Origin of the sequence: Micromonospora sp. NPDC049114 (assembly GCF_040648635.1) — a bacterium.
Classification (GTDB): Bacteria; Actinomycetota; Actinomycetes; order Mycobacteriales; family Micromonosporaceae; genus Micromonospora.
On record NZ_JBEZEA010000013.1, the window covers coordinates 105,593 to 126,706 of the forward strand.

Annotated in this window: 23 protein-coding genes; 14 read left to right on the forward strand and 9 right to left on the reverse strand. The window is 72.2% G+C overall.

Annotated elements, in window-relative coordinates:
* Window positions 1-94: 94 nt before the first annotated feature.
* Window positions 95-1,267, reverse strand: a complete 1,173-nt coding sequence (locus AB0B39_RS27835; RefSeq protein WP_357575792.1) for an acetyl-CoA C-acyltransferase — start codon at window positions 1,265-1,267, stop codon at window positions 95-97.
* Between the two features lie 118 nt (window positions 1,268-1,385).
* Between AB0B39_RS27835 and AB0B39_RS27840 the strand changes: the two genes are divergently transcribed.
* Window positions 1,386-1,814: a PH domain-containing protein gene (locus AB0B39_RS27840; RefSeq protein WP_234582603.1), complete on the forward strand. Its 429-nt coding sequence runs from the start codon at window positions 1,386-1,388 to the stop codon at window positions 1,812-1,814.
* Window positions 1,815-1,817: 3 nt separating this feature from the next.
* Here AB0B39_RS27840 and AB0B39_RS27845 read toward each other — a convergent pair whose 3' ends face one another.
* Entirely contained in the window at window positions 1,818-2,729 is a 912-nt protein-coding gene (locus tag AB0B39_RS27845; protein WP_357575793.1) for a rhomboid family intramembrane serine protease, read from the reverse strand.
* A 100-nt stretch (window positions 2,730-2,829) separates the two neighbouring features.
* A complete protein-coding gene (locus tag AB0B39_RS27850; protein WP_234582605.1) occupies window positions 2,830-3,360 on the reverse strand; it encodes a peptidylprolyl isomerase in 531 nt (176 codons plus the stop codon).
* An 84-nt stretch (window positions 3,361-3,444) separates the two neighbouring features.
* On the opposite strand from AB0B39_RS27850, the gene AB0B39_RS27855 reads away from it, so the two are divergent.
* On the forward strand, window positions 3,445-4,221 hold the full coding sequence (locus tag AB0B39_RS27855; protein WP_357575794.1) for a hypothetical protein: 777 nt from the start codon (window positions 3,445-3,447) through the stop codon (window positions 4,219-4,221).
* Window positions 4,222-4,346: 125 nt separating this feature from the next.
* On the opposite strand, the gene corA is transcribed toward AB0B39_RS27855, so the two are convergent.
* The 4 genes from corA to AB0B39_RS27875 all read right to left on the reverse strand — a co-directional run bounded on the left by corA (window position 4,347) and on the right by AB0B39_RS27875 (window position 7,935).
* Complete coding sequence (gene corA / locus AB0B39_RS27860; protein ID WP_357491864.1) at window positions 4,347-5,495, reverse strand: magnesium/cobalt transporter CorA; 1,149 nt, start codon at window positions 5,493-5,495, stop codon at window positions 4,347-4,349.
* 304 nt (window positions 5,496-5,799) lie between these two features.
* On the reverse strand, window positions 5,800-6,894 hold the full coding sequence (locus AB0B39_RS27865; RefSeq protein WP_234582608.1) for a PLP-dependent aminotransferase family protein: 1,095 nt from the start codon (window positions 6,892-6,894) through the stop codon (window positions 5,800-5,802).
* A 106-nt stretch (window positions 6,895-7,000) separates the two neighbouring features.
* The gene (locus AB0B39_RS27870) at window positions 7,001-7,459 is read right to left on the reverse strand and encodes an ester cyclase (RefSeq protein ID WP_357575795.1); all 459 of its coding nucleotides are present in this window, start codon (window positions 7,457-7,459) and stop codon (window positions 7,001-7,003) included.
* Between the two features lie 83 nt (window positions 7,460-7,542).
* Window positions 7,543-7,935 (reverse strand): CBS domain-containing protein, encoded by a 393-nt coding sequence (locus AB0B39_RS27875; protein ID WP_234582610.1) that lies wholly within the window; start codon window positions 7,933-7,935, stop codon window positions 7,543-7,545.
* Between the two features lie 114 nt (window positions 7,936-8,049).
* On the opposite strand from AB0B39_RS27875, the gene AB0B39_RS27880 reads away from it, so the two are divergent.
* The 5 genes from AB0B39_RS27880 (at window position 8,050) to AB0B39_RS27900 (ending at window position 11,574) form a co-directional block, all read left to right on the forward strand.
* Window positions 8,050-8,238 (forward strand): NUDIX domain-containing protein, encoded by a 189-nt coding sequence (locus AB0B39_RS27880; protein WP_357491859.1) that lies wholly within the window; start codon window positions 8,050-8,052, stop codon window positions 8,236-8,238.
* Window positions 8,235-9,002: a hypothetical protein gene (locus AB0B39_RS27885; protein WP_357491857.1), complete on the forward strand. Its 768-nt coding sequence runs from the start codon at window positions 8,235-8,237 to the stop codon at window positions 9,000-9,002. The genes AB0B39_RS27880 and AB0B39_RS27885 overlap by 4 nt, the downstream gene beginning before the upstream one ends.
* Before the next feature lie 88 nt (window positions 9,003-9,090).
* On the forward strand, window positions 9,091-9,822 hold the full coding sequence (locus AB0B39_RS27890; protein WP_007453659.1) for a phosphocholine cytidylyltransferase family protein: 732 nt from the start codon (window positions 9,091-9,093) through the stop codon (window positions 9,820-9,822).
* Complete coding sequence (locus AB0B39_RS27895) at window positions 9,810-10,877, forward strand: iron-containing alcohol dehydrogenase family protein (RefSeq protein WP_234582613.1); 1,068 nt, start codon at window positions 9,810-9,812, stop codon at window positions 10,875-10,877. The genes AB0B39_RS27890 and AB0B39_RS27895 overlap by 13 nt, the downstream gene beginning before the upstream one ends.
* Window positions 10,852-11,574 carry a CDP-alcohol phosphatidyltransferase family protein gene (locus tag AB0B39_RS27900; RefSeq protein WP_357575796.1) on the forward strand — a complete coding sequence of 241 codons (723 nt, stop codon included), beginning with the start codon at window positions 10,852-10,854 and terminating at the stop codon, window positions 11,572-11,574. The genes AB0B39_RS27895 and AB0B39_RS27900 overlap by 26 nt, the downstream gene beginning before the upstream one ends.
* 217 nt (window positions 11,575-11,791) lie before the next feature.
* Here AB0B39_RS27900 and AB0B39_RS27905 read toward each other — a convergent pair whose 3' ends face one another.
* Window positions 11,792-13,060: a glycosyltransferase gene (locus AB0B39_RS27905; protein WP_357575797.1), complete on the reverse strand. Its 1,269-nt coding sequence runs from the start codon at window positions 13,058-13,060 to the stop codon at window positions 11,792-11,794.
* A 24-nt stretch (window positions 13,061-13,084) separates the two neighbouring features.
* Here AB0B39_RS27905 and AB0B39_RS27910 point away from each other — a divergent pair, with 24 nt between their 5' ends.
* The 7 genes from AB0B39_RS27910 to AB0B39_RS27940 all read left to right on the forward strand — a co-directional run bounded on the left by AB0B39_RS27910 (window position 13,085) and on the right by AB0B39_RS27940 (window position 20,447).
* Window positions 13,085-13,945 (forward strand): DNA-formamidopyrimidine glycosylase family protein, encoded by an 861-nt coding sequence (locus AB0B39_RS27910; protein WP_357491849.1) that lies wholly within the window; start codon window positions 13,085-13,087, stop codon window positions 13,943-13,945.
* A 264-nt stretch (window positions 13,946-14,209) separates the two neighbouring features.
* Window positions 14,210-15,781: a sugar transferase gene (locus tag AB0B39_RS27915; RefSeq protein WP_234582693.1), complete on the forward strand. Its 1,572-nt coding sequence runs from the start codon at window positions 14,210-14,212 to the stop codon at window positions 15,779-15,781.
* A gap of 32 nt (window positions 15,782-15,813) precedes the next feature.
* The gene (locus AB0B39_RS27920) at window positions 15,814-17,040 is read left to right on the forward strand and encodes a histidine kinase (protein ID WP_234582617.1); all 1,227 of its coding nucleotides are present in this window, start codon (window positions 15,814-15,816) and stop codon (window positions 17,038-17,040) included.
* Window positions 17,037-17,795, forward strand: a complete 759-nt coding sequence (locus tag AB0B39_RS27925; RefSeq protein ID WP_053651534.1) for a LytTR family DNA-binding domain-containing protein — start codon at window positions 17,037-17,039, stop codon at window positions 17,793-17,795. The genes AB0B39_RS27920 and AB0B39_RS27925 overlap by 4 nt, the downstream gene beginning before the upstream one ends.
* A gap of 66 nt (window positions 17,796-17,861) precedes the next feature.
* Entirely contained in the window at window positions 17,862-18,524 is a 663-nt protein-coding gene (locus AB0B39_RS27930; RefSeq protein WP_357575798.1) for a DUF5701 family protein, read from the forward strand.
* Between the two features lie 172 nt (window positions 18,525-18,696).
* A complete protein-coding gene (locus AB0B39_RS27935; RefSeq protein WP_234582619.1) occupies window positions 18,697-19,374 on the forward strand; it encodes a response regulator transcription factor in 678 nt (225 codons plus the stop codon).
* A complete protein-coding gene (locus AB0B39_RS27940; RefSeq protein ID WP_357491845.1) occupies window positions 19,371-20,447 on the forward strand; it encodes a HAMP domain-containing sensor histidine kinase in 1,077 nt (358 codons plus the stop codon). The genes AB0B39_RS27935 and AB0B39_RS27940 overlap by 4 nt, the downstream gene beginning before the upstream one ends.
* Window positions 20,448-20,556: 109 nt before the next feature.
* On the opposite strand, the gene AB0B39_RS27945 is transcribed toward AB0B39_RS27940, so the two are convergent.
* The gene (locus tag AB0B39_RS27945) at window positions 20,557-20,901 is read right to left on the reverse strand and encodes a hypothetical protein (protein ID WP_357491843.1); all 345 of its coding nucleotides are present in this window, start codon (window positions 20,899-20,901) and stop codon (window positions 20,557-20,559) included.
* Window positions 20,902-21,114 lie beyond the last annotated feature (213 nt).

Genomic DNA, 21,114 nt, shown 5'->3' on the forward strand with positions numbered 1-21,114 from the left:
GCCTGACCGGGGCGAGACCATTTCCGCGGTGCTCCTCGGGCTGGCGGCCGAACCGCCGGGTCAGACCGGCGCGACGGTTCCGGCCGGCGGCGGGTCAGACCAGCTCGACGATCGTGGCGTTGGCCATGCCGCCGCCCTCGCACATGGTCTGCAGGCCGTAGCGGAGCCCGTTGTCCCGCATGTGCTGGAGCATCGTGGTCATGATCCGGGCGCCGGAGCCACCGAGCGGGTGCCCGAGGGCGATCGCGCCACCGCGCGGGTTGAGCCGCTCCGGGTCCGCCTCGGTCTCCGCCAGCCAGGCCAGCGGCACCGGGGCGAACGCCTCGTTCACCTCGTACACCCCGATCTCCTCGATGCCCAGCCCCGCGCGGCGCAGCGCCTTCGCGGTGGCCGGGATGGGCGCGGTGAGCATGGTGACCGGGTCGTCGGCCGCGACCACCGCGGTGTGGATGCGGGCCAGCGGGCGCAGACCGTGCCGGCTCGCCCAGTCGGACGTGGTCACCGCGAGCGCGGCGGCGCCGTCGGAGATCTGGGACGCGGACCCGGCGGTGACCACGCCGTCGGCGCGGAACGGGGTGGCCAGTTCACCGAGCTTGTCCAGCGAGGTGTCCCGACGGATGCCCTCGTCGGCGGTGAACTTGCCACCATCGGCGAGCGGCACCGGTGTCAGCTCGGGGTCGAACGCCCCGGCGTCCTGCGCGGCGGCGGCCTTCTCGTGGCTGGCGAGCGCGAACTCGTCGAGCTGCGTACGCGAGAGGCGCCACCGGCGGGCGATCAGCTCGGCCCCGACGCCCTGGTTGAACGGCAGCGGCGCGTCGTCGGCGAAGCCCTCGACACCCCGGTAGCGGGCGCGGAGCTGGTCGCTGAACGGCATGCCGCCGGCCACACTGGAGCCCATCGGCACCCGGGTCATCGACTCCACACCGCCGGCGACCACCAGGTCGGCCTGGCCGGAGAGGACTGTCGCGGCGGCGAAGTGCAGGGCCTGCTGGCTGGAGCCGCACTGCCGGTCCAGCGTGGTGCCGGGCACCGTCTCGGGCCAGCCGGCGGCGAGCACCGCGTTGCGGGCGATGTTCCAGGACTGCTCGCCGACCTGGGACACGCAGCCCCAGAAGACGTCATCGACCTGCGCCGGGTCCAGGCCGGTGCGCTCGGCGAGGGCGCGCAGCACGTGCGCCGACAGGTCGACCGGGTGGACACCGGCGAGGCTGCCCTTGCGCCGCCCGACCGGGGTGCGTACCGCGCCGACGATGACCGCGTCACTCATGTTTACTCCCCGGTAACTTGGGCTGCCCCGATCCTACGTCGTCCGTGGAACCCTCGTCCGCCCACGGGCCGAGGTGCCGCTACTCCCGGCATCCGCCGACCGCTGGCATGCTGGGCGGGTGGACGAGATCTCCCCGGTGCGGCAGTGGCGGGTGCCGACGAACCTGCCGGTGGCCAAGCTGGCCGGCGCGGTCCTGCTGGTCGCCCTCGGTCTGCTCTTCGCCGACGGCGACCCGATCCGGCTGGTCGTGGCCGGTGTGGCCGCCGCCGCACTGGCCGCCTGGGCGGTACGGGACCTGGTCGCGCCGGTCCGCCTGACCGTCGATCCGGCGGGGCTCACCGTCATCCACGGCTTCGCCGGCCGGCGGCTGCTGCCGTGGCCGACGGTCGAGGCGATCACCGTGGACCGCCGGCAGCGGTGGGGGCTGACCGGCGAGGTCCTGGAGATCGACGCGGGCGAGTCGCTGCACCTGTTCGGCAGGTACGACCTCGGCGCCACCCCCGAGGAGGTGGCCGCCGAACTGCGCGCCGCCCGCCGACACCCCTGAGCGTCAGCTCAGCAGTTGCGCGGTGCGGAACAGGACCAGGCCGAGCAGGATCAGCAGGATGATCGCGCCGCCCACGGCCTGCACCAGCGTGCGCCGACCACGCGGCGCGTACGCGAGCACCGCCGCCATCGCGCCGCCGACCACCAGGCCGCCGAGGTGCCCGGGGATGGAGATGCCCGGCACGGTCAACGTGAACACCAGGTTGATCACCAGGATGGGGATCACCTGGGAGATGTCCCGGCCGAGCTTGCGCTCGATGATGATCAGCGCGGCGAAGAGGCCGAAGACGGCAGTGGACGCGCCGGCCGTCGCCGAGTTCTGGGCGCTGAACAGATAGGCGGCCACGTTGCCGCCGAGGCCCGCGACCAGATAGAGCGCGCCGAAGCGCAGCGGCCCGAGGTTGGCCTCCAGCGACCGGCCGAGCACCCACAGCGCCCACATGTTGAGGAGCAGGTGGATGACGCCGTAGTGCAGGAACATCGCGGTGATCAGCCGATACCACTGACCCTCGGCGATGCCGCCGAGCGTGCCGTCGGGGAGGACCGCCAACCCGAGCACCGAACCCCAGTTGGTGAGCGGGGTCCCGCCGCCCATCAGCCCGCCGAAGCCGGAGCCGCCGAGCGCGGCGTCCCCACCCCGGTCGGAGGCGATGGACAGCAGCATGACCAGCACGTTCAGGGCGATGATGCCCTTGGTGACGTAGCCGTGCCGGCCGGCCGTACCACCACCGAAGGCGGTACGTGCCGGCCGGACGGTGCGACGGCCCTCGTTGACGCACTCCGGGCACTGGTGCCCGACGGACGCCTCCCGCATGCAGTCCGGACAGATCGGCCGGTCGCAGCGGGTGCACCGGACGTAGGTCTCCCGGCCAGGGTGCCGGTAGCAGACCGGGGTGGTCGGCGGGGACTCGCTCACCGGGCCGGTCCTCCGTCCGCCACCGCGCGGCTCACCGACGCTGGCCGGCGCGGTGCTCCGGAGCGCTCAATCATGCGAGCAAAGGTACCTCGCGGGTTCGTCAGGCGGCAGACCGCTCGATCTCGACCCGCTCGATGACGACGTCCTGCAGCGGACGGTCGCTCGGGCCGGTCGGGGTGTTGGCGATCGAGTCGACGACCTTCACCGACTCCTCGTCGGCGACCTGACCGAAGATGGTGTGCCGGTTGTTGAGGTGCGGGGTCGGGGACACCGTGATGAAGAACTGCGAACCGTTGGTGCCCGGTCCGGCGTTCGCCATCGCCAGCAGGTACGGCCGGTCGAAGCGCAGCTCCGGGTGGAACTCGTCGGCGAACTTGTAGCCCGGCCCGCCCCGACCGGTGCCGGTCGGGTCGCCCATCTGAACCATGAAACCGCTGATCACGCGGTGCGAGATGGTGCCGTCGTAGTACGGCCCACTGCCCGGCTGACCGGTGCGCGGGTCGGTGTATTCCCGGTTGCCCTCGGCCAGGTCGATGAAGTTGCGGACCGTCTTCGGAGCGTGGTTTTCGAAGAGCTCCAGCCGGATCGGGCCAGCGTTGGTGTGCAGGGTGGCGTAGACAGCCTCGGCCACGGGTACTCCTCACTCGTTGGTCAGTTCCATGCGGATCCTCCCATGTGCCCGATCTGGCATCGCGGAGGCATCCGAAGGTGGAGGATGACGAAGGAACAACTCCCAGGAGGTAGGACCGTGTTTGGAATCGGGCGGCGTCAGTCCCAGGGCCAGCTCGCCAAGGCAGAGCTGAACCAGAGCATCAGCCACCTGATGCAGGCAGCCAACCACGCCGCCAAGGGCGCGGGCGCGACTGTCGGTCCGCGGGTCCAGGTGGCCCGGGGCTATGTCGGGCCGGCCGCGGTGAAGGTGCGCGACCGCGCGTCGACCGGCTGGGGAACCACACTCACCACGCTGGCACCGCTGGCGGCGGCGGCCCGGGACGGCGCCACGCAGGCAGGGCCGCTGACCAGGAAGGCCAAGTCGAAGACCATGCGGATCACCGGTAAGAAGAAGCAGTCGCGCCGTCGCGGCTCGATGATGACCGGCCTGCTGGCCGCGGGCGCCATCGCGGGCCTGGCCGGTGCTGTCGCCCTGCGTCGCCGCCGGGAGCAGCAGGAGTGGGCCGAGTACGACCCGACCCGCACCCTGGAGCCGATGCGCGACGAGGTCGACTCGATCGAGGTGCGTACGCCGGCCGCGCCGACCGCGACCAAGGGGACCGACGGTTCCGCCATGGCCGGGATGACCGGCGCCGGCAGCTCGGCGGTGGCCGGCGGCGACAGCGCCAGCACCACCGGCACGGCCAAGCCGAGCAGTGTCCGCCCGACCAACAAGGTCCCGTCGGTCGCCGAGGGAGCCACTGACGTCTCCGGGCGCCCGACCGACGACCTCACCAAGGCCCTGGGCAAGGACACCGCCCGCACCAACGGCCGCCGCTGACCCCCGGCACAGCAACGCAGCGAGCGCCGGCGACGCGGGTTCACCCCGCTCGCCGGCGCTTCGGCGGTTCTTGCCGGCGTTTTGGCGGGTCAGAGCCGTTCGACGCCGGCCCGCGCTGTCGCGGGTCAGAGCCAGCCGTTGCGGCGGAACCAGCGGTAGAGGGCCAGGGAGACACCGAGCATCAGGGCCAGGGCCACCGGATAGCCGTACGTCATCTTCAGCTCAGGCATGTTGTCGAAGTTCATGCCCTCGACGCCGGCGATGGAGGTCCAGACCGCGGCGATGGCCGCCCACGCGGCGATCTTGCGCATGTCGTTGTTCTGGTCGACGGTGACCTGGGCCAGCCGCGCCTGAAGGATCGAGTTCAGCAGGTCGTCGTACGAGTTCACCTGCTCGACGGTGCGGCTCAGGTGGTCCTGCACGTCCCGGAAGTACTTGCGGATCTCCTTGGGCACGTCGCGGTTGACCTGGGAGGTCAGGTTCATCAGCGGCCGCTGCAACGGGACCACGGCACGCTTGAACTCCACCAGCTCCCGCTTCATCTGGTAGATCCGCTGGATCCGGCCGTGGCTGTTGCGGTCGAAGACCTCGGCCTCCAACTGATCCAGGTCGTCCTCGAGCTGCTCGGCCACCTCCAGATAGAGGTCGACCACCCGGTCGGTCACGCCGTACGCCACCGCCCATGGGCCCTGGAGCAGCAACTCCTGCTTGGTCTCCAGGTCGGCGCGGACCGGGGAGAGCCGGCAGGCGTCCCCGTGCCGGACACTGATCAGGAAGTTCGGGCCGATGAAGAGCATCACCTGGCCGGTCTCGACGACCTCGGAGGTCTCGGTCAGCTCGGTGTGCTCGCAGTAGCGGGCGGTGCGCAGGACCAGGAAGCTGACGTCGTTGAACCGCTCCAGCTTGGGTCGCTGCTCGGCCTTCACCGCGTCCTCGACGGCCAGCTCGTGCAGGCCGTACGTCTCGGCGATGGCGGTCATCTCGGCCAGCTCCGGCTGGTGCAGCCCGATCCAGACGAAGCCGTGCTCCTCGCGGCGTGCCGCCTCCAGCGCCTCCGAGTAGGTCCAGTCGCCGGGCTGCCGCTTGCCGTCGATGTAGAGCGCGCAGTCGACCACCCCGCTGCGGCCGGTGCCGGTGGGGGCCGGAGTGGGCGGCGATCCGTCGGCGTTGAGCATCCTGGTCACCGCCCGGACCGGGGACGGCCAGGCCCGGGGTCGCAGCACCCGGGACGTGTTCAGCGGGGCCGTCCGGCCCTGCTCTGCCCGATCCGTCATCGCGACACCTCCCCGCGCTCGCCTGCGGCTTGCAGGCTACGCCGATGGTCGCCACCGGCAGGTGTGACGGCGGTCGCGGGTGCGGCGCCGGGCGGGCCGGGCCGCATCGGGGGGTGAAGGACGACACGGCCCACCCGGCGCCCGTGGGGGCGGGGGTTGTGCTGCACGCGTGGCCCGAGGTGGCGGCGGGGTGACCCTCGCTGCACCTGACGGGTGACGCTCGCAGCATTGTGAGCCGCCGGCCGCCCGCTGGGGAGTCCCGGGACGGCCGGCATCGTCGTTCTGTCGGGAACCCGACAGAAAATCAGCTCCGAATGGCTTCGACAGCCGACGCCAGCCGGCGGACACCCTCGTCGATCTTGTCGGCCGTCACGGCCGAGAAGGCCAGCCGCAGGGCGTGCCGCCCACCGTCGAGAACGAAGTCGCTGCCCTTGACCACTGCGACACCGCGCTCGGCCGCAGCCGGGGCGAGCTGATCGACAAACACGTCCTCGGGGAACTCCACCCACAGGAAGTAGCCGCCGTCGGGCTCCACGAACCGGGCCTGCGGCAGGTGCTGGCGCAGCGACTCGGCCAGCACCCGGGCGCGTTCGCCCAGCGCCGACCGGACGGTCTCGATCGAGCGGTCGATGTCGCCGGAGACGCAGAACTGGTGCACGATCGCCTGCGACACCATGCCGGGCGAGATGTAGAGGCTCGTCGCGTTCTTGGCGATGTCGGCGATCAGATCCGCCGGACCGACCAGATAGCCGACCCGCACGCCCGGGCAGACGGTCTTGGTGAAGCTCGACGCGTGCACGACCACGTTGCGGGTGTCCAGCGAGAGCATCGACGGCAGCGCCTCGCCGCGGAAGCGGATGTCCGCGTACGGGTCGTCCTCGAAGATCGTGAACTCGTACTCGGCCGCCAGGTCGAGCAGTTCGCGGCGCTTCTCCAGCGACAGGGTCATGCCGGCCGGGTTCTGGTAGTTCGGGATGACGTGGGCCAGCCGGGGGCGGACCCCGGACTCCAGCAGCTTGCGCAGCTCGGCGGTGTCCAGACCGTCGGGCTGGACCGAGATGCCGTGCAGCTCGCTGCCCATCCGCTGGAGGTTGAGCAGCGTGCGGTCGTACGTCGGACGCTCCACCACCACCGCGTCGCCGGGACGGACCAGGTGGTCGAAGAGGAAGGCGTCGGCCTGGAGCGAGCCGTTGGTGACCAGCACCTGGTTGGCTTCGACCCCGTGCTTCTCGGCGATCCACTTTCGCAGCGGAAGGTAACCGACGGAGGTGCCGTACGCCGTGACCCCCGCGGGGTCGGCGTCGAAGGCGCGTACGGCGGCGGCCTTGAGCCCCTCGACATCGACGATGTCCAGCGAGGGTGCCCCACGGGCAAAGGAGATCAGCTGCTCGGCGGTCATGGATATTGAGCGTACGGGCGGCGGCGGGCGACGCGCGGACGGCACGGCGATGTCCGCATCCTGAGCCACCGGGACGGGTGACCCGGGTCGGCCGGTCGCCGTCAGATCAGACCGGAAGTGCGAGCGAGTCGTGCTGCGGCGCGCGGGAAAGGCCCTCCAACTGCACGCCGAGCGCGTCGAGGAGCTGGCTCCAGTCGAAGTAGGAGCGCCACGCGACGATCCGGCCCCGGCGTGCCCGGACGATGTCGGCAACCTCCCAGCTCACCGACCGGCCGGTCGGAGCGACGGTGCCGTACGGCGTGTGCAGCGTGCCGGTGTGGGTGCCGCTGAGGCGCAGCTCCACTGCCGCGCCGCCGGACGTGCGCACCGAGCCCAGCGGATCGACCCGCAGATCTCCGAAGGCACCCGTCCAGGTGCGCAGCAGCGCGGGCAGCTCGATCGGGCGGACCGTGACACCCGGCATGGCGTAGAACGCCTCCGGGGCGTACAGGTCCGGCAGTCGGGCCACGTCCCGCCGCAGAAGCATCGCGTACTGCTGCTCGACCAGGCGCTCCGCGTCACGCATCGGGCCCTCCCCCACGGGACACGGAATCTCCGCGCCCGCGAGGGATCCTTACCCGTCGATCCGGCCTGGCACACCTCGCGGGGTCAGGTCGTGGCGGCCACCTGGCTCTCGGCCCAGACCCGCATGATGTCCCGGACCGAGATCACCCCGGCCACCTCCCGGCCGTCGAGCACCACCAGGTGCCGGAAGCCGCCGCGGGCCATCGCGGCGGCGGCCTCGGCGACCGTCCACTCCGGCCCCGCGTAGACCACGTCCCAGGTCAGGTGGGCGCCGGTGCGTTCGGTGTCGCAGTCGAGGCCCGCGCCGATGGCCTTCAACACATCGCGTTCGGTCATGATCCCGATTCCCTCGGACTCGGGGTCGATCACGACCGCCGACCCGACACCGCGGGCCGACATCATCCGGGCCGCCTGACGCAGCGTGTGCTCCGGACCGACGACGAGGACCTGGCTGGACATCGCTTCCCGTACCTGCATCACACATCACCCCTTTGGGACGGTGGCATTCGGTACGCACATGGTCGTCGGTGGATGTTTCCGGGACAAGACCGGGCATCGTCGCGATGCCGGGCCGCTCGCTACTGTCGAAGCGTGTCCACCGAGCCCCTGCGCTGCGCCGGCGCGCTGATCGTCGACCACGACGGCCGAATCTTCTTCCAGCGCCGCTCACCCCACCGGCGCCTGTTTCCCAACTGCTGGGACGTCGTCGGCGGCCACCTGGAACCGGGCGAGGAGATCGCGGAGGAGGGCTTCGCCACCCTGCGGTCGATCGATCGGTGAACACCGTCGAGCTGGCGCCGTACCGGATCGCCGGGCTGCTCGCCCCGGCCGTGGACCGGGCGTTCCGCGCCGGCATGCTGGCCGGCCGCGACGGTGGCGGCGCCGAGTTGAGCCAGCGGTACGGCGGGCCGACGGCGAACGGCTTCCTGGTGGACCTGCGCACCCGGCTCGCCGCGCCGGGCGGCACCGTTGACGGGCCGGGTTTCGCGGCGATCACCCGCTACGCCGACCCGGTCGCGGTCCGCCGGGCGGTCGACAAGCAGGTGGCGTACGGCATGCTCCACCGCCGTCCGGACGGATCCCTCTCCGCCACCGAGCGGGGGGCCGCGTTCCTCACCGAGCTGTACCAGGTGCACGCCGAGGTCACCGAGGAACTGTGGGCCGGGCACGACGAACGGGTCACGCGGCTGGTGGCGGCGCTCGGCCGGCTGCTGACGTACGCCCTGGTGCTGGCCGACGCCGACGGCGACCGGAACGGGTCAGCGTTCGCGGCGCTGGCGCCCCCGCACGAGCCGGACGGCACCCCGCCCGGCGTCCTGCTGCTCAACCGGCTCGGCACGCTGCGTTACCACCGGGCCGACGCGCACGCCGCCGCCTGGACGGCCGCCGGGCACACCGCGTCAAGCGTCGCCGCCCTGCCTCCCGGCCCCGAGCGGCTGGCCATCGAGCTGGAGACCGACCGCCGGGCGGCCGGCCCGTACGACGCGCTCGACGCCGAGGAGCGGCTGACCATGCTCGCCGACCTGGCCGCGCTGCCCGGCTGAACCGGCTGACCCGGTTGGCCGGAGCGGCACGGCCGCCCGGCGCTATCCTCCACCGGTGACGGGGAGCAGGACGAGGGAGGATGTCGCGATGATCGGAATGGTGCTCGCGGCCGGCGCGGGACGACGGCTGCGCCCGTACACCGACACCCTGCCCAAGGCGTTGGTGCCGGTGGACGGCGAGACGACGATCCTGGACATCGCGCTGGGCAACCTGGCCGAGGTCGGGCTCACCGACATCGTGATCGTGGTCGGCTACGCGGCGGACGCGGTCCGCGAGCGGCAGGCCGACCTGGAGAAGAAGTACGGGGTCACGCTCACCCTGGTGCACAACGACAAGGCCGAGGAGTGGAACAACGCCTACTCCCTCTGGCTGGCCCGGGAGTACTTCGCGCGCGGGGTGCTGCTGGTCAACGGGGACACCGTGCACCCGGTGAGCATCGAGAAGACGCTGCTGGCCGAGCGCGGCCCGGGCATCCTGCTCGCGGTGGACACCCTCAAGCCGCTGGCCGAGGAGGAGATGAAGACCACCTTCGACGCCGCCGGCCAGCTCACCCGGATCACCAAGATCATGGACCCGGGCGAGGCGTACGGGGAGTACATCGGCGCGACGCTTATCGAGCCGCAGGTCGCCGACGCCCTGGCCGACGCCCTGGAGGCGACCTGGCGGCGGGACCCGAACCTCTACTACGAGGACGGCTACCAGGAGTTCGCCGACCGTGGCGGCGAGGTGCGGGCGGCGCCCATCGGCGACGTCCCCTGGGTCGAGGTCGACAACCACGCCGACCTGGCCCGCGCGCGGGAGATCGCGTGCCGCTACTAGCTCGGAGCGTCCTCACCCCGCTGCACATCGACGTGCGGCGCGGGGCGGTCGCCGACCTGGCCGCGATCCTCGCCGACGGGCGGATCTCCGCCGGCGGCGACGTCGCGGTGGTGGTCGGCCCGGGTCAGGGCGCCCAGATCGCGGAGCTGATCCGACCGTCGCTGCGCTCGGCCGACGTGTTCACCGTCGCCGGGGCGACCCTCGACGCCGCCGACGACCTGGGCGGCAAACTCCGCGCCCGGTCGTACGACGCGGTGGTCGGCATCGGCGGCGGCAAGACCATCGACGTGGCCAAGTACGCGGCCACCCGGCGCGGGCTGCCGATGGTGTCGGTGGCGACCAGCCTCGCCAACGACGGGATCGGCTCCCCGGTGGCCAGCCTGATCACCGACGGGATCAAGGGCTCCTACGGGGTACACATCCCCATCGCGGTGATCGTCGACCTGGACTTCGTGGAGAGCGGCCCGGACCGGCACAACCGGGCCGGCATCGGCGACGTGATCAGCAACATCAGCGCACTGGCCGACTGGGAGCTGTCCCGGCGGGTACGCGGCGAACCGGTCGACGGCCTGGCCGCCTCGCTGGCCCGGGCGGGCGCCGAAGCGGTGCTCAACCACCCCGGCGACATGACCGACGACGCCTTCGTCACCGTGCTGGCCGAGGCGTTGATCTCCAGCGGTCTGGCCATGGCGGTCTGCGGCACCAGCCGTCCGTCCAGCGGCGGCTGCCACGAGATCATGCACGCCGTCGACTCGCTCTTCCCCGGCACCGCCTCGCACGGTGAGCTGGCCGGGCTGGGCGCGCTGTTCTGCACCTGGCTGCGCGGAGACCTGCGCCGCTTCGGGGAGATGTCGGCCTGCCTCGCCCGGCACGGTCTGCCCCGACTGCCCGCCGAGGTGGGGCTCACCGACGACCAGTTCATCGAGGCGGTGCAGTTCGCGCCGCGTACCCGACCGGACCGGTACACGATCCTCGAGCACCTGGCCCTGTCGCCTACCGAGACGCGGGAGCGGCTGGCAGACTACGCCGGTGCAATCCGCGACCAGCTTGGCTGACCCCCGTCCCACCGTCGCCGACTTCCACCGGGTGAACCGGGGTGGCGGCCTGTTCAGCGAGTCGATCAGCCAGTGGCTCGGGGCCGTCTTCGCGTTGGTCGCGCAACGCCTCGGGCTGCGCCCGACCGCGCTCACCCTCACCAACCTGGTGCTCGGGCTGGCCACCTCGGTCACCGTTGTGGCGCTCGCCGGGCCGGTCGCCGACGGGGACGTACCGGCCTGGGTAGTCGGCCTGCTCGCCCTGATCGGCTGGCAGGTCGCGTACTCCCTGGACTGCGCCGACGGGCAGCTCGCCCGGGTGACCGGCCAGGGCAGCCCGGCCGGCGCACGGATCGACATCCTCTGCGACGTGGCGGCGCAGATCGCCCTGGTGGCCGCGCTGGCCGCCACCGCCGTGGCGCAGGAGACGTCGACGCCTACCTGGCTCGTGGCGACCTTCGCCGGCACCTGGATGGTCAACCTGGTCACGTCGGTGATGCAGTCCGGCCCGAACGCGGCCAGCATGGTCACCTCGACCTCGCTGCCGGTACGCCTGGCCAAGCTGGTCCGCGACTATGGCGCGGTGGTCTTCGTGGCCGCAGTGGTGCTGGCCGTGGCCCCCGCGCTGGTCCTCTGGGTGCTGGTGGCGTTCACGATCGTCAACGGCGGCTTCCTGCTGGCCAGCATCGCCTTCTCCGCCCGCGCCTCGCTGCGCTGATGCCCCGCCCGCGCCGCTCCCAGACCGGCGCCAAGGCTGTTCGAATCGTCCTTTGCTCTGCTTCAGCCCAGGAAACACGTGGCGTCCGATATCCGGACACCGGGTGTTTCCTCCGCTGAAGCAGAGCAAAGGGAGCGAACAGTAGGTGCTCTCCTCCCGGATTTCGGCGCTCCCGCGCTCCCGCGCTCCCGCGCTCCGGAGTTACGGCGTTACGGCGTTACGGCGTTACGGCGTGGGCCATCCCCGCGTAGATGTCGATGAGCTGCTTGGTGACCACGTCGGGGTGGAAGGTCCGCTCGTAGCGGGCGCGGGCGGCCAGCGCCAACCCGGACGCGCCGGCACGGGCCACCGGCAGGGCCGCCGCCAGCGCGGCCGGCTCCGGAGCCACCACCCAGCCGGCCTCGCCGAGGCCGATCCCGGCCGGCATGACCGGCCCACCGCCTCCGCCGGCGACCGCCGAGGCGGTCTCGGCCGGGCCGGTGCCGGCGGGCTCGTGCGGGGCGTCCGCTCCGACGAGGTACGGGATGCCGCCCAACGCGGTGCCGAGCACCGGCCGGCCACTCGCCAGCGCCTCGATGATCACGGTCGGCAGCACGTCGTGCCACATCGAGGCCGCGATCACCACGGCGCTCGCCTCGACCGCGGCGCGTACCCCTGCGCGGTCGAGCTGACCGAGGTAGACCACGTCGGGTCGCTCGGCGACCGCGGCCTCCACCAGCGGGCGCAGCTCGCCGTCACCTGCCACGCGCAGCGTGCCCAGGGTGCCCACCGGATGCCGACGCCAGGCGTCCAGCAGCAGGTCGACACCCTTCTCGGGCGAGAGCCGGGCCATGTAGAGGAAGCCGTCACCCAGTGGGGTCGGCCGGCCCGGATCGGGTACGGCATTCGGCTTCACGACGATCCGATCGTCCGGAATGCCGTAATCGCGGAGGTGGTCGGCGATGGCCGTGGTGAGCGCGATGAACCGGTCCACCGAGCGCCAGGTGCCCCGGTGCACGGCCAGTGTGGTCGCCATCAGTGCGCTCTGCGCCGTCGAGTCGCGGTAGCACCGGTGCCTGATCGCCGGCACGCCCAGCGCCCGACCCTTGCAGTCCTGGCAGATCACCCCGTCGCGGAAGTAGATCCCCGACGAGCAGACCTGCCGGTAGTTGTGCACCGTCTGCACCACCGGCACACCGTGCCGGTGCGCGGTCCGCACCACCCACGGCGAGATCAGGGGGTACGGATTGTGCAGGTGCAGCACGTCCGGGCGGTGCTCCGTGAGCAGCCGGCTGAGGTCCTGCTGGGCACGCGGCGCCCAGATCGGCGAGATCGGCAGCAGCGCCTTGGCGGCCTTCGACATCGACGGGATCTCGTCCGAGCTGCGGATGAAGGGCAGCACCTCGACGCCGGCAGCGGTGAGCTGAGCGATCTCCGAGTCGACCATCGTGTTCTCGCCGGAGGGCTGAGCTTCCCGGTACCGGTTGTGCGCCACCACGATTCTCACGGGAAAGAAGGCTACCGTTGGTTGGTGCCCGAACTACCGGAGGTTGAGGCGCTCGCAGGTTACCTGCGGCAGCGCGCGGTGGGGCGGCGTGTCGACCGGCTGGAGATCGCCGCGATCAGCGCCCTGAAGACGTACGACCCGGCACCCGCCGCGGTCGCCGGTCGGGCGGTGGTCGACGCCCGACGGCACGGCAAGTTCCTCGACGTGGTCGTCGAGGGTGATCTGCACCTCGTGGTCCACCTGGCCCGGGCGGGTTGGCTGCACTACCGGGAGGCGTTTGGATCGACGACGCCGCTGCGACCCGGCAAGGGCCCGATCGCGGTACGCGTCCGCCTCGACGACGGCTCCGGCTTCGACCTCACCGAGGCCGGCACCCAGAAGAAGCTGGCCGCGTACCTGGTCACCGACCCGGCGACGGTGCCCGGGGTGGCCAAGCTGGGCCCGGACGCGCTCGCCGCCGACCTGCCCACCTTCGCCGAGCGGCTGCGCAGTCGGCGTGGGCAGGTCAAGGGGGTGCTGACCGACCAGTCGGTGCTGTCCGGGGTGGGCAACGCGTACTCGGACGAGATCCTGCACGCCGCGAAGCTGTCGCCGTTCGCGATCACCGACCGGCTCACCGACGCCCAGCTCGCCACCCTGCACGCGGCGACCCGCCAGGTGCTCGGTGACGCGGTCGAGCGGTCCCTCGGCCAGCGTGCCGCCGAGCTGAAGGGTGAGAAGCGGTCCGGGTTGAAGGTGCACGCCCGCACCGGGCTGCCCTGCCCGGTCTGCGGGGACACCGTGCGGGAGGTGTCGTTCGCCGACTCGAGCCTCCAGTACTGCGCGACGTGCCAGACGGGCGGCAAGCCGCTGGCTGACCGACGGTTGTCCCGCCTTGTACGGTGAGTAATTCCACTCGGCGACTACGGAGCGGAATCGGCCAGAGTGCGCCGAAGCTCCCGTCCACCGTTCTCGCCACACGCACATCCATCGGTATAGTGGCCCGGTCCCCGGCTTCTGAAATGGTGCGGAGCCGGCCAGATCCCGCCGGCACCATCGGTCGCCAATCTCCTTCGGGGCGACGACCGGTCGGAGCCCGCGTGGGAGACTGGGACGGTGGGCGACCCGGGCCCTCACGCCGAGTGAGCGGCCCGTGTCATGCGGGAGGACATGGGTGAGGTGACGGCAAGCCTCCAGCGCCCGGTATCCAACGAAGGCCGGAGCAGACTCGTGCGGCACGTCGACAGCTTCGAGATCCAGCCGCCGACGCCGCCGTCCCACAACGGCGTCCCCCGGTCGGCTTGGGCCAGGGCGCGACGCCGTGTCTCCCGCTGGCACCGTCCCTACACCGCCATCCTGCTGCTGCTCGACTTCGGCGCAGCGGCGTTCGCCAGCTGGATCGCGATCCAGCTCTTCGACCAGGCCGCCTCCGGTTTCTCCGGCACCAACCAGGACCCGACCTGGTTCCACACCGTCTCCTACCTGCTGCTGCCGCTGGGCTGGGTGGTCATCCTCTGGAGCAACCGGGCGTACGACCGGCGCTACCTGGGGCTCGGGCCGGACGAGTTCAAGCGGGTCATCCGGGCCGCCGTCACGGTCGCGGCCAGCGTCTCCTTCCTCGCGTTCGCCACCAAGACCGCGCTGTCCCGGTGGACGGTAGGCACGGCACTGCTCGGGGCGCTCCTGCTGATCCTGTGGGGCCGCTTCGTGGCCCGCTGGGCGCTGCACTACATCCGCCGGCGGGCCGGTCAGGCCGCGCACCGGATGGTGCTGGTCGGCACCCTGCCGGAGTGCCTGGAGGTGTACGCGGCGGTCACCCGCAGCCCGAACGCCGGGCTGGTCCCGGTCGCCATCCACATCACCGACGGGTACGCGGCGGCGCGGGGGATGCCGACGCCGGTGCCGGTGCACGCCGGGCGCGACGTGCTGGCCCTGGTCCGCGAGGTCGGTGGGGACACCATCGCCGTCTGCGGGTCGGCCAGCGCCGAGCCGGGCGAGCTGCGCCGGCTGGCCTGGCAGTTGGAGGGCTCCGGCGTCGACCTGGTGGTCGCACCGCAGTTGACCGACATCGCCGGCCCTCGGGTGCACATCCGGCCGATCGAGGGTCTGCCGCTGCTGCACGTCGAGGAGCCGACCCTCTCCGGGCCGGCGCTGCTGGCCAAGAACCTGATGGACCGGGTCGCCGCCGGCCTGGGCCTGCTGCTGCTGATCCCCCTCTTCGTCGCCGTCGCCGTCGCGATCCGCATCTCCGACCCCGGGCCGGTGTTCTTCCGCCAGCCCCGGGTGGGGCACGAGGGGCGCACCTTCCGGGTGTGGAAGTTCCGGACCATGTACGTCGACGCCGAGGACCGACTGGCCAGCCTGACCGACCAGAACGAGACCGACGGCATGCTGTTCAAGATGAAGCAGGATCCCCGGGTCTTCCCGGTGGGTCGCTTCCTGCGGGCCTCGTCGCTGGACGAGCTGCCGCAGTTGATCAACGTGCTCTGGGGTGAGATGTCGCTGGTCGGGCCCCGCCCACTGCCGGCCGACGACGGTGACTTCCTGGGCGACGTGCGCCGCCGCCTGCTGGTCCGCCCCGGCATGACCGGTCTCTGGCAGGTCTCCGGCCGCTCCGACCTCTCCTGGGACGAGGCCGTCCGGCTGGACCTCTACTACGTCGACAACTGGTCGCTGGCGTACGACCTGAGCATCCTCTGGCGCACCGTCGGCGTGGTGCTCGCCCGCAAGGGCGCGTACTAGCGCTAAGGGCGGCGAGCCGTCAGGATCGCTGCGTGGGTGGCAACCTCTCCGCCGTCGTCGGCGTCGTCTCGCTGGTCACCGCGTTGACCGCGGCTCTGCTGGCGGTGCTGCGGTTGCGCGCCCGGCGCGGCATCGCCACCGCCACACAACGGGCCACCTACGAGGTGCTGCACACCGCCGGCCTGGCCGCCGAGCCGCTGCGGGCGGGACTGAGCGCGGCCGGCGCGACGAAAGCCGTACGCCATCTGCGGGCCCTGGTGGGCGCGGTCGGACTGGCGCTCACGGACGCCGACGAGGTGCTCGCCCTCGACGGGCGCGGCACGCACCACGGTGAGCAACTGCTCGCGGCGGCCCAGCGGTCGGTGGCCACCGGGCGCTCGACGGTGCTCGGGGAGTCCGACCTGCGGTGCGACCGGGTCGACTGCCCGATCCGCGGTGCGGTGGTCGCGCCCCTGCACGGCGCGGACGCGCGGGTGGTCGGCGCGCTGGTGGCGATCGCCGACAGCGCGCCGGCGCCGGGACTGGTCCAGGCCACCCTGGAGACGGCGCACTGGGCGGGCAACCAGCTCGCCCTGGCCGAGCTGGACTCGTCACGGGAGCGGCTGGCGAGGGCGGAGGTCCGGGCGTTGCGGGCGCAGATCAGCCCGCACTTCATCTACAACGCGTTGACCGCGATCGGCTCGTTCGTCCGCACCGATCCGGAGCGGGCCCGGGAGTTGATCCTGGAGTTCGCGGAGTTCACCAGGTACTCGTTCCGGGCGCACGGGGAGTTCACCACCCTCGCCGAGGAGCTGCGCTCGATCGACAGGTACCTGACGATCGAGCGGGCCCGGTTCGGCGACCGGCTGCAGGTGCGGTTGCAGATCGCCCCGGAGGTGCTGCCGGTGACGCTCCCGTTCCTCTGCCTTCAGCCGCTGGTGGAGAACGCCGTCCGGCACGGGTTGTCCCGCAAGCCGGGCACGGGCATGGTGAGCATCGAGGCCCGGGACGCGGGCGCCGAATGCCACATCACGGTGGAGGACGACGGGGTGGGAATGGACCCGACCACGCTGACCGCCGGCATCGCCGAGCTGGCCCGCAGCACCGGCGATCCGGGAGACGACCCGGGCCAGCACGTCGGCCTCTCCAACGTCGACGAGCGACTGCGGTCGGTCTTCGGGGACCGGTTCGGTCTGGTCGTCGAGACCGGGCTGGGTTCGGGCACCCGGGTGAGCATGCGGGTGCCGAAGTTCCACCCGGGCGTACGGGCCGGCTCGTGACCACCGGCTTCCTGCGGGTGCTGGCGGTGGACGACGAGCCGCCCGCGCTCGACGAGTTGGCGTACCACCTGCGGGCCGACCCCCGGGTGGCCCGCCTGCACACCGCCGGGGACGCCACCGAGGCGCTGCGGCTGCTGCGCGACGGTGACGTGGACGTGGTCTTCCTGGACATCCGGATGCCCGGCCTGGACGGCATGGAGTTGGCCCGGGTGCTGCGCCGGTTCGCCCGGCCGCCGGCGATCGTGTTCGTCACCGCGTACGACGACGGGGCGGTGGACGCGTTCGACCTGGGCGCGACGGACTACGTGCGCAAACCGGTACGCGCCGAACGGCTGGCCGAGTCCCTGCGCCGGGTGATCGGCTCACGGGTGGTGCCGTCGCATCCGGCGGCGCTGGCCCGCGCCGAGGAGGACCCGACCATCCCGATCGAGTTGGCCGGCACCACCCGGATGCTGCCCCGCTCGGCGGTGCGCTGGGTGGAGGCGCAGGGCGACTACGCCCGGCTGCACACCGCCGAGGGGTCGCACCTGGTGCGGGTCTCGCTGGCCACGCTCGCCGAGCGGTGGGCCGATGCCGGTTTCGTCCGGGTGCACCGGTCGTACCTGGTGCAGTTGAAGTTGATCGCGGAGCTGCGCCTGGTGAACTCCGGGTACGTGGTGGTGGTCGACTCCACCGAGCTGCCGGTGAGCCGGCGGCACACCCGGGAGTTGAAGGACAAGCTGGTCAGGGCCGCGAAGCAGGACTGGAGTCGCTGAGGCGGGAATGCTCCCGACCCTCCCGTACGTTGTACGATAGCCGATACGACAACCCGGGAGGCCGCCGTGCACGAAACTCCGTTCGACGCCGAGACCGAGTTCGACACCCAACTCGACCAGCTGGTGCGACTGGGCTATCCGGCCCTGGCCGGGATGCCCGAGAGCGCCTTCCGCGACCTGGTCGCGCCGCTGCGCGCCCGCGCGGTCGACGGCGCCGCCGGCCTGAGCGCGCCCACCGACGCCCGGGTGCCGTTCCTGCTGGTCATTACGCGGGACCTGATCGGGGTGGAGCCCCGGCTCGCACTCACCACCCTGGCCGGCAAGCGCAAGCCCGGCTTCCTCGACCGGCACTATGCCGAGGACGACCTGCCGCGCTTCGACCCGATCAAGGAACTGGAGGTGCCCGTCGGGCCGGCGTACCTGCTCTTCGACGTCGACCGGGGCGAGGAGTTCCGCAACCTCGCGCCGGCCGCGGCGATGGAGGGCATGACCGCACAGGACCGGCTGCCGCTCACCATCGACGAGGGGCTCGCCTTCATCACGCTCCACCCGGAGGCGCTGGCCAGCAACAGGTGCTTCTCGCTGGTCGGCTCGCGGTGCGGCGACAAGCGGGTGCCGGCGCTGTGGATCAGCCAGGGTGCGCCGAAGCTGGGCTGGTGCTGGTACGGCAACCCGCACACCTGGCTCGGCTCCGCCTCGGCCCGCCCGGTACGCGTCGGTCTGGAGTAACCGCGCACGGGCCGCCGCCACGGCTCGCTCGGTTCGTCCACACGGAGGCTCGGGGGTTCGTCGAGGCCAGCCCTCGTGACCCCCGGGTTATCCACAGGGGTGAACCGTTCTCCACAGGTTATTCACAATGCCACCCACTGATCTCCACGGTGGCTCCCTACAGTCAGACCCCATGAAGGAACGCCGCGTCCTGGTCGTCGAGGACGAACGCACCATCGCCGAGTCGGTCGCCGCCCGACTCCGCGCCGAAGGTTTCGCCGTGGAGATCGCCACGGACGGCCCCAGCGCGGTCGAGCGGTTCCGGGCCGGGCAGCCCGACCTCGTCGTCCTCGACGTGATGCTGCCCGGCTTCGACGGCCTGGAGGTGTGCCGCCGGATCCAGGCCGTCCGGCCGGTGCCGGTGCTGATGCTCACGGCCCGCGACGACGAGACCGATCTCCTGGTCGGGCTCGCTGTCGGCGCGGACGACTACCTCACCAAGCCGTTCTCGATGCGCGAGCTGGCCGCCCGCGTACACGTGCTGCTGCGCCGGATGGAACGTGCCGCGACGCCCGCGCCACCCGCCATCCGGCTCGGCGACATCGAAATCAACGAGGCCGAGCGGCGGGTTCGGCGCTCCGGCGCGGACGTGCACCTCACACCTACCGAGTTCGACCTCCTGATCCACCTCGCCGGACGGCCCCGCACGGTGCTGCCCCGGGAACGGCTGCTCGCCGACGTGTGGGGCTGGGCCGAAGGCACCGGCACCCGCACCGTGGACAGCCACGTCAAGGCCCTGCGGCGCAAGCTCGGCGCCGATCTCATCCGGACCGTGCACGGCGTCGGGTACGCCCTGGAGGTGCCCGCGTGACCAACCACCGAGTGGTGGACTGGCTGGACCGTGCGCTGCCTCGCCCGCTGGACCCGGTCCGCTCGATCAAGATGAAGCTCGGCGTCCTGCTGGTCGCCTCCTGGGCGGTGGCCATCGGCTACTTCTGGTACGGCATCGGTTGGCTCCCGCCAGGCACCTCGATCACCGTCATCTGCATCGCGCTGGTCACCTCGCAGGTGCTCGCCCACGGGATGACCTCGCCGCTGCGCGAGATGACGGCGGCCGCCGGGGCGATGGCCCGCGGCGACTACACCCGTCGGGTGCGCGCCACCTCCCGCGACGAGGTGGGTGAGCTGGCCCAGGCGTTCAACAAGATGGCCGAGGACCTGCACGCGGCGGACCAGCGCCGGCGCGAGCTGATCGCCAACGTCTCCCACGAGCTGCGTACGCCGATCACCGCGTTGCAGGGCGTACTGGAGAACATGGTGGACGGGGTCGCCGAGCCGGAGCCCGCGGCCCTGCGCGCGGCGCTGTCCCAGACCGAACGGCTCGGCCACCTCGTCGCCGACCTGCTCGACCTGTCCCGTCTCGACGCCGGGGTGGTGCCGCTGCGCCGGGTCCGCATCGACGTGGGGGACTTCCTGGACGAGGCGGTGGAACACGCCACCGCCAGCGCCGCCGGAGCGGGACTCGACGTGAACTTCCAGCTCCGCGAGCTGGCGGTGCCACTGACCGTGCGCGCGGACCCGTGGCGGCTGCACCAGGTGTTCGCGAACCTCCTGGACAACGCGGCACGGCACAGCCCACCCGGCGGCACCGTGCGGGTGAGCGCCGAGGAACACGCCGGCCAACTCCACTTCGAGGTGAGCGACGAGGGGCAGGGCATTCCGACGGCCGAGCGTTCCCGCGTGTTCGAGCGGTTCACCCGCGGCGACCGGGCGGCCGGCGGTGGGACCGGCCTGGGCCTGGCCATCGCCCGCTGGGTAGTCGAACTGCACGGCGGTCAGATCGGGGTTCTCGATCCGGCCGGAGCCGCCAGGAACTCCCAGCCCGGTTGTCGCATCCGGGTCACCATCCCGAGCAACGGGCCACACCGAGAAGAGGCCGCATGACCAGCCCCGGCAGCACGTCCGCACCGGCCGACAGACCGACCGGACCGCAGCCCACCCCGCCCGGCCAGGCCACCCAGCCCGCTCAGCCCGCGCACCCCGGCCAGGCCGCTCAGCCCGGCCAGCCCTGGTTCGGCCCCGGCCCGACGCCTCCGCCGACGGCCGGCCGGCCCCAACCGTGGCCACCGCAGCCCTGGCCGTCCCAGTCCGTTGCCCCACGGCCACCGTCGCTGCTCGCGCAGCGGTGGCCGGGTCCGACCGGTGCCGCCCATCCGCTGCTCCTGGGCGTGTTGACGGCAGCGGCGGTCGTCGGCGCCTCGGCACTGACTGTGGTCCGGCCGGGACTGGGCTGGCTGGTCGCCGCGTTGGCGGCCACCGCCGCGCTCGCCACCGCCGGTGTCGTCCGGTCCGGCACGTCGTCCTCTGCAACCGACCCGACCGGGCGCACCGCGTCCACCGCACCGGATGCCCGACCGGGACCGCCGCCCGGCGCATCGGCCCCAGCGCCGACACCGTTGCCCGACGCGCCGGCCGCGGCCGCGCCGACTCCCGTCGCCGCCGCGCCAACCGCTCCGGCGGGTCCAACCGCTACGCCGGCTCCAACCGCAGCGCCGGCTTCACCCGAAGCGCCCGCTCCAACCGCAGCACCGGCTCCAACCGCTGCACCGAC